We start from the raw sequence: 12,897 nt of genomic DNA, 5'->3' as shown, positions 1-12,897 counted from the left end.
CCGCCTCTCTTTCTCATATTCTTACTATCAGTATAGCACGTTTGTCAATTTATGTAAAGCATTAGCACTCAACTAGCTGGTTTTCAAGCTAGTTCTTAAAATTCTGCTTCAACTCGGTAGATCACTTGACCTTTGCTGGAGAATTTTTGCTCATACTCTGTCATGACATTGCCTTCAAAATCACTGGCATGCAAGTCTAGCCAAACACCATTTAGTTTCATCCCATACTGAGAAAAGCTCACTAGACTGTACTCAAACAAGCCACGGTTATCTGTCTTGAAATGGATTTCCCCATTCTCAGGCAAGATGCGCTTGAAGGTATCCAAGAAACTCTTGTAAGTCAAACGACGTTTTTCATGGCGTTTTTTAGGCCAGGGATCTGAAAAGTTTAGGTAGAGACGATCAATCTCACCGTCTTCAAAGTAGTCGGTCAGATCTGAACCATCTACCCACAGCAACTTGATGTTGGGCACTCCAACTTCTAATACCTTATCCAAGGCATAACTCAATACCGACTTTTGGATATCAATCCCAATGTAGTTGATGTCAGGATTTTGCTTGGCCATTCCTGATACGAAGGCCCCTTTCCCACTTCCAACCTCTACATGAATAGGATGATCATTTCCAAACAAGTCTCGCCATTTCCCTTTAGCTTCCAAGGGATTGAGAACCACATACTGAGGATTGGCCTCTAGTAATTCTGTCGCCCCTTTACGATTTCTAACTCTCATCTCTTCTTTCCATACTTGTCACGGAAGACACGCAAGGCATAAATCTCCCGGTTTACATTGTCTAAATCTTGATTTTCACAGTATTTGGCAATCTGGTTCAAGTAAGAATACTGACCATACCAATACAATTTATCTAACACTGTCTGATTGTACTTATAGCCGTAGTCTCTCAACCATTGGCGCCACTGATGATCAGGAATGTAGTGGCATAGCAAATGCGCCACATCAAACATACGATCCGTCAGACGAACCGAATCCCAATCCACTAGATAAACGAGTCCACTCTCTGTCTCAATCCAATTACTATGACGAAGATCTCCATGCACAATCGTTGCATGGTCTTCTCTAAAACCTGGAACCGTCTTACCTAGCTCAGCAATCACACTGTTCAAATAGTGGTTCTGCTTCAAGATTTCTGGAACTCCTTGCTGCCAAGAACGTAGCAAATCAACTGGTGTTTCCATGGTGTATCCCAAACGGCTCAACTGCTTCATCAAAGGACGCGAGCGGTGAAGGCGGTTCAAGATATTGATAATCTGCTTGCGATTCATATCGTAAGGGGTCAAGATTTTACCCGTCAGCCATTCCTGAGCACACATATCACGGCCATCTGGCAAACGACGAGTCCATAGTAATTGAGGAGCGATTTGTTCTCTGGCTAGGCCAGGTAGGATTGGAGAGGTGTTCATTTTTACAAAGACGCGCTTCCCATCAGGGTAGCTTCCCATATAAGCTTTGCCGCTCTTCCCAGGGATAGGGGTCAGCGTTAGCTCATTATCACCCAAGTCCATTTCTTTCCTCCGTATAAAGTTTCCTTACTATTCTACTAGTTTTTGGTCTATTCGTCAACCAATCTTTTTAGTTGGTAAGGCAAATAAAACAATTGTAGGAAGAGACTAGCCCCTACAAGAGCCAACAAGGCTATTTTCTCTTGAAAAACCACTGCTCCGACCAGTAATTCTAACAAAAGAACTGCACTTCCCACACCGACTACAATCTGTTTCAACCCTTTCTCCTTCTCCCCTTTTTCTAGTGGAAAGAGCTGGGTCAAGTATTGGTAGTCAAAGGCATGATAGAGGGCCAGTAACTGAAAGAGCAAGAGGTAGTTAAATAGAACCACCACTGCTGTCGCAATCCAAGATTGCTCGATAAAGAGCAAAGCTAACAAGGATAGGAGCAAAAGACGCAAACTGAGGGCAAAGAGGTCTCCATTTCGCAGATAAGAACGAAGATAGAGGTTTTGCCAAATCTTGCTCGGCACTTTCTGAACTGCTTTAAGGACGAAATCCAGATAAGAACGACGTTTGACACTATTTGAAACGCCCTTGACCTGCGTAAAGAGAGCAAAGAAACGAAGCAAAACTTGCTTGCGCTTACTTTCTTGGGAAATGACAAAGTCCCAGTCGAGTCCAGTCTCAGTAAAAAATTTACTGGCTTTTTGGCGAAAAAGGAGGTATTTCCCAGCTCCCAATAAAAGCACATAGATGAGAAAAACTGGAAAACCATAGCCCATGGCTAAAAACAAGGGTACAAACAAAAGCAAGAAAAGGGTCTGGACAAAAAGCCAAAAGACCAGTGAGCGCATCGTCTGCCCTTTGAGGTGAGACTTAACCTCCTCTTCACTGACTAAGAGAAAGAGTTTATCCGGTCCTTCCATGTAGGTCGCGATTCCTCCCCAAGCCAAAAGTAAGACAGATACAATCCCTAAAAACAAGAGGATAGGCCAATGATTTTCAGGAAAATGTTGCAAGAGTTGACTGTACTGGTAAGCTAGAAAACCGATGAGAACTAGCAGGAACAAGACAAAGTGGTCATTGAGAACATAACGCAGATAACCAACACACTCCTTACGAAAAGCCTGCTTTCGCTTTAAAAACAAGTCTTTCATAGCTCCTCCTCTTTGGTCAGAGCCAAGTAAATATCATTCAAACTCGCTTCAGGCATGCCAAAGGCTTCGCGGAGTTGCTGGAGGTTCCCCTGAGCCCGCACCTCTCCCTTGTGGAGAATGACAAAGGCATCACACATCTTCTCCGCCGAATCCAGCACGTGGGTACTCATGAGAATAGACTTGCCTTTTTGCTTTTCCACTTCTAGAAGCTGAATCAAGTCAGAAATGGCCAGCGGATCGAGGCCAAGAAAAGGCTCATCAACGATGAAAAGACTCGGATCTACGACAAAAGCACAGATAATCATGACCTTCTGCTTCATCCCTTTGGAGAAATGAACCGGAAACCAGTCCAATTTTTGATCCAGACGAAACATTTTTAACAAAGGTTCTACTCGATCAAAGGCCACTTTTTGCTCAATACCATAAGCCATTGCAACTGTCTCGATATGCTCTCTAAGAGTCAACTCCTCATACAGACTAGGCGTTTCTGGGATGTAGCCAATCTGCTTGCGGTAATTGGTCGCATCTTCTCGCAGGGTCAAACCATTAATCTTGATTTCCCCACTATAAGGCGTCAAAAGACCAATAATTTCATTGATTGTCGTTGATTTCCCAGCACCGTTGAGACCAATCAAACCAACCAACTGCCCACTTTCAACTGTAAAGGACACATCTTTCAAAACAGGGACGTGAACATAGCCTCCTGTCAGGTTTTTAATTTCTAACATATTTTCTCCGAATCTGGTATAATGTAGCTATATTATATCAAAATTCAATACAGTAGAGGTGGATTTTATGTCAGATTGCATTTTTTGTAAGATCATCGCAGGGGAGATTCCTGCTTCAAAAGTATACGAGGATGAGCAGATTCTTGCCTTTCTTGATATCTCTCAAGTAACGCCTGGGCACACCCTCATTGTACCAAAAGAGCACTATCGCAATCTTTTGGAGATGGACGTTGCAAGTGCCAGCCAACTCTTTGCCCAAGTGCCAACAGTGGCTCAAAAAGTCATGAAGGCCACCAAGGCTGCCGGCATGAATATCATCGCCAACTGCGAGGAAGTTGCTGGTCAAACAGTCTTTCACACTCACGTGCACCTCGTACCTCGCTACGGTGCAGAAGATGACCTCAAGATTGACTTTATCGCCCATGAACCTGACTTTGACGAACTTGCCCAAGTCGCAGAAACCATTAGAAATGCTTAAGGAGATACTATGAAACTATCAAATCTACTACTATTCGCAGGAGCTGCAGCTGGAAGTTATTTTATCGTGAAAAATCGCCAAGCCATTCAGGATGAAGTGTTAGATACAACTGACCGTGTCGAGGCCATTAAGGAGGATTTGGATATCATCCAAAACAACCTGCAAGTTATCAACCAACAAAAAGAACTCATCAAAGAATACCAAAAAGACTTAACCTATAAATTCAAAGTCTTGGAAAAAGATTTCCAGACCAGAATGACGGTCCTCCAAGAAGAAAAACAAGAATAAGAAAGCCTCCAACTTTCCTTAATTCCATTTTGGGTTACTAGATTCGAACAGAAAAGGGAGGGAATAAAAATGAAACAGTCTTTAAAAGTTCTAGCGAAGGTCATCGCGATCCCTTGTGGCTGCCTTAGCCTTCTTGCAGTCCTGACATTTCTACTAGTGGCCAATCTTTTCAAAGCGTCACCGAGTGACATCCGTGAGGGGAATGAAGCCTTAAAACAAATCTTTATCTCCCTTGACCTCCCTCCCGAGAAAGTCGAATCAGATGGACACTTTCAATACGAGGGTGGAGGCTTACATTTTTATGTTACTTTCTCAGATGAGGTTGTCAATAGCCACCCCGTCCTAAAAGAAAGTCCAAAACTCACCAAAAACCGACTTGAAGTCTATGTCCTAAACACAGGAGATATTTCCTACCATTCAGTAGAAGACAACTTATTCAATCATGGTTTATTGCGATTTTTAGAGGAGGAAGGCGAGAAGTATTTTCGAGAAAATGGAAAGAAATCAAATTCTTCTTACACAATTCTCTTTTGGAATGATAAGGAAAGTCTTAAAAAGGGAATTGCATTCTATGAAAAAGCCTTGACTTTGGTGGATATTCAGGATAATTCGGCAATCAAGCACATTGATACTGTCACCGTTAAGCCTGGTAAGGAAGAGGAAATCAAACAACTCATCCAAGATATGGATGCAGCTGGCTTACTCAAGCAAAAGTATAAATAGTAGGCTAACTTGAAAATGATTTTCTGACGCTAAATTTTCAAAAATAACACAAAAAGAGCCAATCGGCTCTTTTTACTTTATTCCCCTTCAAAGGCATCTTTAATATGGTCAAAGAAGCCTTTTTTCTTTGGATTGACTTTCAAGTCACCTGCAGCTGCGAATTCTTTTAACGCAGCTTTTTGGCGTTCGTTCAAACCTGTCGGAGTCACGACATTAACTGTAACGTATTGGTCACCAACGGCACCACCACGAAGGCTCGGTGCTCCCTTGCCACGTAGACGGAATTTCTTGCCAGTCTGAGTGCCCTCTGGAATAACCAATTCGACAGCACCATGCACGGTTGGAATTTCCACAGTGTCTCCAAGAGTTGCTTGGACGATGTTAAGATTTAATTTGTAGAAAATGGTCGTTCCTTCACGTTCAAACTTATCACTGGCTTCAACAGAAACCACCACGTACAAGTCCCCGTAAGGTCCACCGTTAAAGCCTGCTTCACCTTGACCAGCTAAGCGAATTTGTTGGCCAGTTTCCACACCAGCAGGGATTTTTACATGTACGCTATGAGCTTGTTTTTCATGACCTGTTCCGTGACATGTAGTACATGGATCTTTAATTTCTTTTCCGCGACCATGACAGACATCACAAGTTACTTGGCGACGCATCATACCAAGAGGAGTCTGCGTATCAACGTTAATGACACCAGCGCCATGACAGCGTCCACAAGTGACTGGACTTGTTCCTGGCTTAGCACCAGATCCGTTACAGGTACGACAGCTTGCTTCACGATTGTATTTGACTTCTTTTTCCGTTCCGAAGATGGCTTCTTCAAAGGTCAAATTCACACGGTACTGGAGGTCATCCCCTTGACGAGGAGCGTTTGGATTGCGCGAAGCTCCGCCTCCTCCAAAAAAACTTGAGAAGATATCTTCAAAACCACCAAAGCCACCTGCTCCGTCAAAACCACCGAAACCACCAGCGCCACCAAAGCCACCGTTGGCACCCGCAGCACCATATTGGTCGTAAGCTGCACGTTTTTGGTCGTCACTCAAAGTCTCATAGGCTTCTTGAACTTCCTTGTACTTTTCCTCAGCTCCAGGTTCCTTGTTGATATCTGGGTGATATTTTTTCGAAAGCTTACGATAAGCCTTTTTGATCTCGTCTGCCGAAGCGTTTTTTGACACCCCCAGACGATCATAAAATTCAGTATTGTTCATAATTCAAGATACAAAGGGCGTCAAACGGACACAGCCAAAATAGGAGTTTTGACGACGGACGCTTACGTCCTAGAAAAAACTATCTTTTTGGCATAGTCCGTAGCCCGTGTTCAGTTACTCGAACACCCTTATTCCTTTCTGTTAATATTGCGGAACGAAACCTCAATCTAGTTTAGGTTCAATTCCTTTCTTTCATATTGATGATAAAAACTCAAATAAATTGGGTTCAGTCCCTTTTTATCGAAAAACAGAGGCTGGGTTGCAACCTCTGGATTTCTTCCTATCATTATTACATTTAGACAAAGTACCTTAGTAATTCGTCATTCTTAACGAGTTAGGCTTAACTGAGTTTCGGCTAAAAACTTCGGAAAAAAGATAAGCCATCTTTTGTGCATCGCACAAGGCGATGGCTTCCTATTTTTCTTTCGTTTTCTTAACGCCTCAACATCTTACTTCTCCGTAAACTCTCCGTCTACGACGTCATCGCCTGCGTTTCCTGTTGCTTGTGCGCCTTCTGCTCCTGCTTGAGCTTGTTGTGCTGCTGCGGCTTGTTCGTAGAGTTTAACAGCAAGTCCTTGAGCTTTTTCGTTCAATGCTTCGAGTTTTGCTTTCATTTCGTCCAAGTTGTTGTCTTCTTGCGCTTTCTTAAGGTCATCAAGAGCAGCTTGGGCAGAATCACGTTCTGCATCGAAGCCTTTTCCTTCAGTTTCCTTGATTGTCTTTTCAGTCGCAAAGATGGCTTGGTCTACTTCGTTACGAAGGTCAACTTCTTCCTTACGTTTTTTATCTGCTTCAGCGTTTGCTTCTGCATCTTTCATCATGCGGTCGATTTCTTCATCAGTCAAACCTGAGTTAGATTGGATGACAATAGTTTGTTCTTTTTGAGTTCCAAGGTCTTTGGCCTTTACAGACACGATACCGTTCTTGTCGATGTCAAATGTTACTTCGATTTGAGGAATTCCACGAGGTGCAGCCGGGATGTCCGTCAATTGGAAGCGTCCAAGAGTCTTGTTATCTGCTGCCATTGGACGTTCACCTTGAAGAACGTGGATATCAACGGCCGGTTGGTTGTCCGCTGCAGTTGAGAAGACTTGTGATTTAGATGTTGGAATAGTAGTGTTGCGATCGATAAGTTTTGTGAAGACGCCACCCATTGTTTCGATACCAAGTGACAATGGTGTTACATCAAGAAGGACAACGTCTTTCACATCACCAGTGATTACACCACCTTGGATAGCAGCACCCATGGCAACAACTTCGTCAGGGTTTACTGATTTGTTTGGTTCTTTACCAGTTTCAGCTTTCACAGCTTCTACAACGGCTGGGATACGAGTTGAACCACCAACAAGGATAACTTCGTCGATTTCTGACAAGCTCAAACCTGCATCTGAAAGAGCTTGACGAACTGGAACTTTTGTACGTTCCACAAGGTCACGAGTCAAATCGTCAAATTTCGCACGAGTCAAAGTCATTTCCAAGTGAAGAGGTCCAGCTTCACCAGCAGTGATGAATGGCAAGCTGATTTGTGTTGAAGTTACACCTGAAAGGTCTTTCTTCGCTTTTTCAGCCGCATCTTTCAAACGTTGCATTGCCATCTTGTCAGTAGACAAGTCAATACCATTTTCTTTCTTGAATTCTGCTACCAAGTGATCGATGATTTTTTGGTCAAAGTCGTCACCACCGAGTTTGTTATCCCCTGCAGTTGACAATACATCGAAGACACCGTCACCCAATTCAAGGATAGATACGTCAAATGTACCACCACCAAGGTCGAATACCAAGATTTTTTCTTCTTTGTCAGTCTTGTCCAAACCGTAAGCAAGGGCCGCTGCTGTTGGTTCGTTGACGATACGTTCTACTTCAAGACCAGCGATTTTACCAGCGTCTTTAGTTGCTTGACGTTGAGCATCGTTGAAATAAGCTGGGACTGTGATAACTGCTTTGGTTACTTTTTCACCAAGGTATTCTTCAGCGTAACCTTTCAAGTATTGAAGGATCATAGCTGAGATTTCTTGTGGAGTATATTCTTTTCCGTTAGCAGAAACTTTTTCTGAAGTTCCCATCTTAGATTTGATAGAGATAACTGTATCTGGGTTTGTAACTGCTTGACGTTTTGCGGCATCACCAACGATGATTTCTCCGTTTTTGAATGATACTACAGATGGAGTTGTACGGTTTCCTTCTGGGTTTGCGATGATTTTGCTTTCAGTTCCTTCAAGAACTGCAACTGCTGAGTTTGTTGTACCTAAGTCAATACCGATAATTTTAGACATGTGTTTTTCTCCTTGTTAGTTAATTTTCTATTTTCTTTTTGATACTCTTCTTAGGTGGCGGCGCCGTCAGAGCTTGACTCGTCAATCTCTTTGACTAAACTTTGAGCCTATGGTCTCAAAGTTTGCGCAAATAGCGCCACGGCGAAGAGTATCGTCTTTTGTTTACTTCGCTCACTATTGCAAAGCTGAACAATTTCTTATCTTTCTTCATAGTTTATTGTCGTTTCGGACAGGTTTTTATTTTTTAGGCGTCAATGTAATAACAATCACCACTTTATCCCACTCTAAAATTTTCTGTTTCAAAGTTCTATTTGGATAAGTTTTATGATTAATTTCATAAACACTGCCACCTTTTAGAATGATTTCATCCCATTGTTCAAGCCCTTCAAAATATTCCAGCCTTTTTTTCTCAGTTCGTTCAAGTTTAAAAACTGTTTTCTGACTTTGATAATTCCAATTGTTTTTTGAAGCTCGTTTTCTAGTTGTAAAAAGATTTTTTAAGAACCCCCAAAAGAGTCGTAAAACTGGATAAATAATCAATAACCATAATAACACTACAGCTATTAGAAGTATTACCGTTACTAGTCCATATTCCTTTACCAATTGGATTAATAAATTTATTATTTGTTCCATCTATCTCTCTCTAATTATACACTACCACCATGGCTGGGCGTAGGATGCGGTCATGGAGTTTATAGCCTTTTTGGAAGACTTGTGCGATGGTATCTGCTGGGTGTTCATCGTCTGCTGGGAGAGTTTGGATGGCCATGTGATAGTTATGGTCAAATCCGCCGTCAGCTGGAATTTCTTCAATCCCTTCTTCTTTTAAGGCATGTACCAAACTTTCTTGGACCATTTCCAAGCCCTTCTTCACATCATCTGTCAAACCTTCAACTGCAAGTGCACGTTCTAAGTTGTCGAGCGATGGTAAGATTGCTTTTGCCAGGTCTTGGCTACGATAACGTTGCAAGTTTTGACGTTCTTCATTGGCACGGCGTTGAATATTTTGCATTTCTGCATGAGCGCGAAGGTATTTGTTTTCGAACTCATCTGCACGTTCATTTGCCAAGTCCAACTCAAACTTCTCAGGAGTTGTTTCTTCAGTTGTTTCCACAACTTCCTCTTCTTTCATTTCTTCGTTTTTTTTATCTTGGGCCATTTTCGCCTCCTTTAATGATTTCAAAATTAATTTACTTCGTAATGATTACTGCTGAGGTAGCGATAAAAATCTGTCAACTTCATCGTCAAAACACGATTGACCACATTGACTTGGTTGACCAATTGCTGATAATCCAGATTGACCGGACCGATAATCGCTAGAATTCCAAAACCTCGATAAGGAATGAGAAATTTACTGCTAATCACCGCTAGGTCTGCTAGACAAGACTCTTGACTGTCCGCAACACGAACATTTTGCATCTGATCTTCATGCAGACTTTCACGAATCTCTAGGGCCACCTTTTGCGGTTGGTCAAAGAACTGATAGGCCGCTAGATTAGCAAAATTCAAGAGATTGACTTTGCCCGATACCACAATGTTTTCATTGAACATTTCTTTAAAAATGTGTTCAAAGAGATCCATGACATTGTCCGTTGTCGTAAAGTAACGCTGGATAATCTGCGGAATCTCCGTCCGAATCTTGTAGTGAATATCCAGAACGGTGTGACCGAGGAAACGTTCTTGAATCAAGGTCTTGAGGCGATTTAAATCTTCCTGCAAGAAGTTCCTTGGAATCAGAAATTGACTGGTAACCGTTCGGGACTCGTCTAGGGTAAATACTGCCAAGGCTGTATGTTGTCCCAAAACAACGATATCGAAGGCCGTCAACCGTTGCCTGCTCGGCTCAACATCCAGTGCTACTACCGTACAGCCACTCAGGTCCGTCAGTAGATTAGCAGCCTCTTGCAGAATATCCTCCAGTTTGAAGAATTCCTGATCAAAGGCTTTGACAATCTCGTATACCTCATTTTCAGCCAGTCGGTCAAAAGCCAGCGAGTGTTTCACATAGTACTGAAAACCAGCAATACTTGGCATCCGACCGCTTGAGGTATGAGCCTTCTCAAGCAAACCCTGCTTCTCTAAAGCCGCCATGTCATTACGAATGGTAGCACTACTAGAATTGATAGACTCTTGTAGCGCCTTGGATCCGACAGGTTCGTGCGTTTTGGTAAAGATGTCAATAATCAGATTTAAAATATCCTGCTGACGCTCTGTAACCATCTCATCACTCCTCTCTGTCCGATCGATTAGCACTCTATGTATCCAAGTGCTAACTCATGATTCTATTATACACCCTTAGAAGAGAATGTCAAGACAAAAACTCAAAAAATTAGCACTCTTTTACCAAGAGTGCTAAAAATCAGTCTGAAGACCTAGAATCTCACTTCTCATCTACTTGGTATTTCTTTTTAAGTCTGAAAAAACCATAGATTAGATAAGAAATTAAGCAAGCGTATAAAAAGAAAATAATAAAGAAAGACCGAGACAAGTTTTCTCGATACAAACTCATGCAAACAACAAGACCACCTGAAAAAGTGGCTATACAGGAACGAAGTCTAGACCGCATAACTTCCCATCTGAGACCCTTACTCATATAGACTTTCTCCTCTGAAAGGATATCAGAAGTTGGTTTACGAAGAATTGAACAAAAACCTGTTTCTATCAATTCCCAACCGCTATTTCTAAAATCTTGTAGTTCATGCTTATACTTTTTAAGAAATCTAGAATCATGGATACGGTAGATAACATCGTCCGATTGACATTGGTCAAAATAGAAAAAACCAAAACGGTTAGTTCTATATCTCCAACCTTTCAAGTGCATCTCATGTAAATATTCTTCTTCCTTGTCCGAATCAACTATTGTAAAAATCCGAAATTGTACTTTGCTATTCATTGTCTTACCTCCAAATCAGAAAACATACATGGTTTTATTTTTCAGATAATTCTTTCCACTTTTGAAACAAGCTCCAAAAAATATAAGAAATCTGAACCGCAAAAACAATCAATAAAACACAATCTATTATGACAATCAAAAACATTCCCCAACTGAAAGAACTAGCTCCACTGACAAACTTTGAGAAAACCGGTAGTAGAGCTAAAAATAGAATCAAAATAGGAAGCATCCGCCTCGTTAAAATCCGTTTGATCATAGCTAACTTCCCTGTAGCGTCATTATAGATTTCAAACTCAGTATCCGATTCAATTTCAGAATGTGCTTTTCTAAAATAGGAAAAACTATTAAAGTCTGTAATATGCTCCCAGCCACAGTCTTTAAATAGTTGTAAATAGGAGGCTCTCTCTGATTTTTTCATGGGATAAAAGTCCAACTGATAAGACACCTGCTCCGGTTGGCACTTTTCAAAAGTATACTTAACCGCAACTACTAAGTTAGAATAGCTTACTTTCCTAAGTTTCCAACCCTTAGCATGCATTTCCCCAAGGTATAAGGCCTCTCTATCATAATCTGCAATTGTAGATATCCGATATACAACCTTCTTTTCCATCATACTTCCTCCCGACTGTTTCTATAGAGCCGTTCAATACGTTTCAATTCAATCTCCAAAACCTTTCGTCCCAAATCTGTTATCTGATAGATTTTACGTTTTTCCTCTTCTCGGACAAAGAAAATCAAGCCATCCTTTTCCATCTTTGACAAGGTCCCATACATAGTTCCAGGACTAATCGAAACTTGCGAATCTGTCATCTCCTTGACCTTTTGTGTAATACCATATCCATGGTTCTCCTTCTGTAAACAAAACAAGATATAAAAACCCGTTTCAGTCATGGGAAGGTAAACACGCCTGATCTTATCTGTTAATTCCATTTAATCACACCTCCTATTTAGTTCGATACATCGCGATTCGTTATATAAACTATATCACAGCTCGATATAAAATGCAAGAAAAAGAGAGAACGATTTCTCGTTCTCTCTTCTTAGACTCAGGAATTAAGAAGTCATTTTGTTATTTCCTAAGAGTTGCTTAGTCTTTCTTGCGAAGGACAAAAACTGCTAGGCTTGCAAAGGCAAGGCCAATGATTGAAAGAAGACCAGATACTGCTGAGCCTGTGTTTGGTAACAAGTTCTGATTTTGACTACTTCTTTCTTCTGGTTGACTAGTATTTCCAGAATCTTTAATTGGGGCCGGAGTGAATTCCCAGGTGCCTACGAAGTGTGCGTCTGCTCCATTGATGGTTTCGGATGTCTTATCGTAGGACTTGAAGCTCCATGTACCTTCTGCTGTCTTAACTTCCGTTTGACTTGGTTGTGTTGGAGTTACTTGGTTGCCATCTTTCAAGTCTGTTTGGTCTGCTGGAAGCAAGGCTTTCACTTCTTGTGGAAGTTCTTTTCCTGGAGTTCCGCTGACAAACTCGTGAGTTGCCTTATGAGTCACTGTTGGCGCTAGAGTGAATTCCCAAGTACCGATAAAGTGGGCATCTGCTCCATTAATAGTTTCAGATGTCTTGTCATAGGACTTGAAGCTCCATGTGCCTTCTGCTGTCTTCACTTCCGTTTTACTTGGCTGAGTTGGAGTCGCTTGACTACCGTCTTTCAAGTCTGTTTGGTCTGCTGGAAG

General features: G+C 41.7%; 16 protein-coding genes. 3 read left to right on the top strand and 13 right to left on the bottom strand.

From position 1 onward, the window contains the following. Positions 1-95: 95 nt before the first annotated feature. Genes trmB through MK395_RS09290 form a run of 4 tightly spaced genes read right to left on the bottom strand, consistent with a single transcriptional unit; the run spans position 96 to position 3,347 of the window. Positions 96-731, bottom strand: coding sequence for a tRNA (guanosine(46)-N7)-methyltransferase TrmB (gene trmB, locus MK395_RS09305; RefSeq protein ID WP_001266088.1), 636 nt, complete (start codon positions 729-731; stop codon positions 96-98). Further along, entirely contained in the window at positions 728-1,522 is a 795-nt protein-coding gene (gene ccrZ / locus MK395_RS09300) for a cell cycle regulator CcrZ (RefSeq protein ID WP_000363019.1), read from the bottom strand. Before ccrZ ends, trmB begins: the two co-directional genes overlap by 4 nt. A gap of 47 nt (positions 1,523-1,569) precedes the next feature. Continuing rightward, entirely contained in the window at positions 1,570-2,619 is a 1,050-nt protein-coding gene (locus MK395_RS09295) for an ABC transporter permease (protein ID WP_268711736.1), read from the bottom strand. Then, positions 2,616-3,347 (bottom strand): ABC transporter ATP-binding protein, encoded by a 732-nt coding sequence (locus tag MK395_RS09290; protein WP_268711735.1) that lies wholly within the window; start codon positions 3,345-3,347, stop codon positions 2,616-2,618. Before MK395_RS09290 ends, MK395_RS09295 begins: the two co-directional genes overlap by 4 nt. 67 nt (positions 3,348-3,414) lie before the next feature. Between MK395_RS09290 and MK395_RS09285 the strand changes: the two genes are divergently transcribed. The 3 genes from MK395_RS09285 to MK395_RS09275 all read left to right on the top strand — a co-directional run bounded on the left by MK395_RS09285 (position 3,415) and on the right by MK395_RS09275 (position 4,836). Then, positions 3,415-3,825, top strand: a complete 411-nt coding sequence (locus MK395_RS09285; RefSeq protein ID WP_268711734.1) for an HIT family protein — start codon at positions 3,415-3,417, stop codon at positions 3,823-3,825. Between the two features lie 9 nt (positions 3,826-3,834). After that, positions 3,835-4,113, top strand: a complete 279-nt coding sequence (locus MK395_RS09280; RefSeq protein WP_268711733.1) for a hypothetical protein — start codon at positions 3,835-3,837, stop codon at positions 4,111-4,113. Positions 4,114-4,182: 69 nt separating this feature from the next. Then, positions 4,183-4,836 carry a hypothetical protein gene (locus MK395_RS09275; RefSeq protein WP_268711732.1) on the top strand — a complete coding sequence of 218 codons (654 nt, stop codon included), beginning with the start codon at positions 4,183-4,185 and terminating at the stop codon, positions 4,834-4,836. A gap of 77 nt (positions 4,837-4,913) precedes the next feature. Here the strand turns inward: MK395_RS09275 and dnaJ are convergent, their stop codons facing one another. The 9 genes from dnaJ to MK395_RS09230 all read right to left on the bottom strand — a co-directional run. Further along, positions 4,914-6,050, bottom strand: a complete 1,137-nt coding sequence (gene dnaJ, locus MK395_RS09270) for a molecular chaperone DnaJ (protein ID WP_268711731.1) — start codon at positions 6,048-6,050, stop codon at positions 4,914-4,916. Positions 6,051-6,499: 449 nt separating this feature from the next. Continuing rightward, positions 6,500-8,323, bottom strand: a complete 1,824-nt coding sequence (gene dnaK, locus MK395_RS09265) for a molecular chaperone DnaK (protein ID WP_217971050.1) — start codon at positions 8,321-8,323, stop codon at positions 6,500-6,502. Positions 8,324-8,560: 237 nt separating this feature from the next. Continuing rightward, positions 8,561-8,956 (bottom strand): hypothetical protein, encoded by a 396-nt coding sequence (locus tag MK395_RS09260; RefSeq protein WP_084848897.1) that lies wholly within the window; start codon positions 8,954-8,956, stop codon positions 8,561-8,563. 10 nt (positions 8,957-8,966) lie between these two features. After that, positions 8,967-9,482, bottom strand: coding sequence for a nucleotide exchange factor GrpE (gene grpE / locus MK395_RS09255; RefSeq protein ID WP_268711730.1), 516 nt, complete (start codon positions 9,480-9,482; stop codon positions 8,967-8,969). Between the two features lie 26 nt (positions 9,483-9,508). Continuing rightward, complete coding sequence (gene hrcA / locus MK395_RS09250; protein ID WP_084848895.1) at positions 9,509-10,543, bottom strand: heat-inducible transcriptional repressor HrcA; 1,035 nt, start codon at positions 10,541-10,543, stop codon at positions 9,509-9,511. Between the two features lie 160 nt (positions 10,544-10,703). After that, a complete protein-coding gene (locus MK395_RS09245; protein WP_268711729.1) occupies positions 10,704-11,216 on the bottom strand; it encodes a DUF2812 domain-containing protein in 513 nt (170 codons plus the stop codon). A gap of 34 nt (positions 11,217-11,250) precedes the next feature. After that, positions 11,251-11,826, bottom strand: coding sequence for a DUF2812 domain-containing protein (locus MK395_RS09240; protein WP_268711751.1), 576 nt, complete (start codon positions 11,824-11,826; stop codon positions 11,251-11,253). Then, positions 11,826-12,146 carry a PadR family transcriptional regulator gene (locus MK395_RS09235; protein WP_268711728.1) on the bottom strand — a complete coding sequence of 107 codons (321 nt, stop codon included), beginning with the start codon at positions 12,144-12,146 and terminating at the stop codon, positions 11,826-11,828. Before MK395_RS09235 ends, MK395_RS09240 begins: the two co-directional genes overlap by 1 nt. A 157-nt stretch (positions 12,147-12,303) precedes the next feature. After that, positions 12,304-12,897, bottom strand: a 594-nt coding sequence (locus tag MK395_RS09230; protein ID WP_268711727.1) for an SHIRT domain-containing protein, incomplete at its 5' end; no start/stop codon positions are given.

This window comes from Streptococcus oralis (genome assembly GCF_026782085.1).
Lineage (GTDB): Bacteria > Bacillota > Bacilli > Lactobacillales > Streptococcaceae > Streptococcus > Streptococcus oralis_DA.
The sequence above is the reverse complement of the archived record's forward strand: the minus strand, read 5'-3'. Positions and strand labels throughout refer to the sequence as shown.

What these genes read in the sequence shown, in the direction of transcription:
- MK395_RS09245 (WP_268711729.1), bottom strand. Translation starts at nt 11,216, where the DNA reads ATGAATAGCAAAGTACAATTTCGGATTTTTACAATAGTTGATTCGGAC.
- ccrZ (WP_000363019.1), bottom strand. Translation starts at nt 1,522, where the DNA reads ATGGACTTGGGTGATAATGAGCTAACGCTGACCCCTATCCCTGGGAAG.
- MK395_RS09235 (WP_268711728.1), bottom strand. Translation starts at nt 12,146, where the DNA reads ATGGAATTAACAGATAAGATCAGGCGTGTTTACCTTCCCATGACTGAA.
- trmB (WP_001266088.1), bottom strand. Translation starts at nt 731, where the DNA reads ATGAGAGTTAGAAATCGTAAAGGGGCGACAGAATTACTAGAGGCCAAT.
- MK395_RS09295 (WP_268711736.1), bottom strand. Translation starts at nt 2,619, where the DNA reads ATGAAAGACTTGTTTTTAAAGCGAAAGCAGGCTTTTCGTAAGGAGTGT.
- MK395_RS09260 (WP_084848897.1), bottom strand. Translation starts at nt 8,956, where the DNA reads ATGGAACAAATAATAAATTTATTAATCCAATTGGTAAAGGAATATGGA.
- dnaJ (WP_268711731.1), bottom strand. Translation starts at nt 6,050, where the DNA reads ATGAACAATACTGAATTTTATGATCGTCTGGGGGTGTCAAAAAACGCT.
- dnaK (WP_217971050.1), bottom strand. Translation starts at nt 8,323, where the DNA reads ATGTCTAAAATTATCGGTATTGACTTAGGTACAACAAACTCAGCAGTT.
- MK395_RS09275 (WP_268711732.1), top strand. Translation starts at nt 4,183, where the DNA reads ATGAAACAGTCTTTAAAAGTTCTAGCGAAGGTCATCGCGATCCCTTGT.
- MK395_RS09240 (WP_268711751.1), bottom strand. Translation starts at nt 11,826, where the DNA reads ATGGAAAAGAAGGTTGTATATCGGATATCTACAATTGCAGATTATGAT.
- MK395_RS09285 (WP_268711734.1), top strand. Translation starts at nt 3,415, where the DNA reads ATGTCAGATTGCATTTTTTGTAAGATCATCGCAGGGGAGATTCCTGCT.
- grpE (WP_268711730.1), bottom strand. Translation starts at nt 9,482, where the DNA reads ATGGCCCAAGATAAAAAAAACGAAGAAATGAAAGAAGAGGAAGTTGTG.
- hrcA (WP_084848895.1), bottom strand. Translation starts at nt 10,543, where the DNA reads ATGGTTACAGAGCGTCAGCAGGATATTTTAAATCTGATTATTGACATC.
- MK395_RS09290 (WP_268711735.1), bottom strand. Translation starts at nt 3,347, where the DNA reads ATGTTAGAAATTAAAAACCTGACAGGAGGCTATGTTCACGTCCCTGTT.
- MK395_RS09280 (WP_268711733.1), top strand. Translation starts at nt 3,835, where the DNA reads ATGAAACTATCAAATCTACTACTATTCGCAGGAGCTGCAGCTGGAAGT.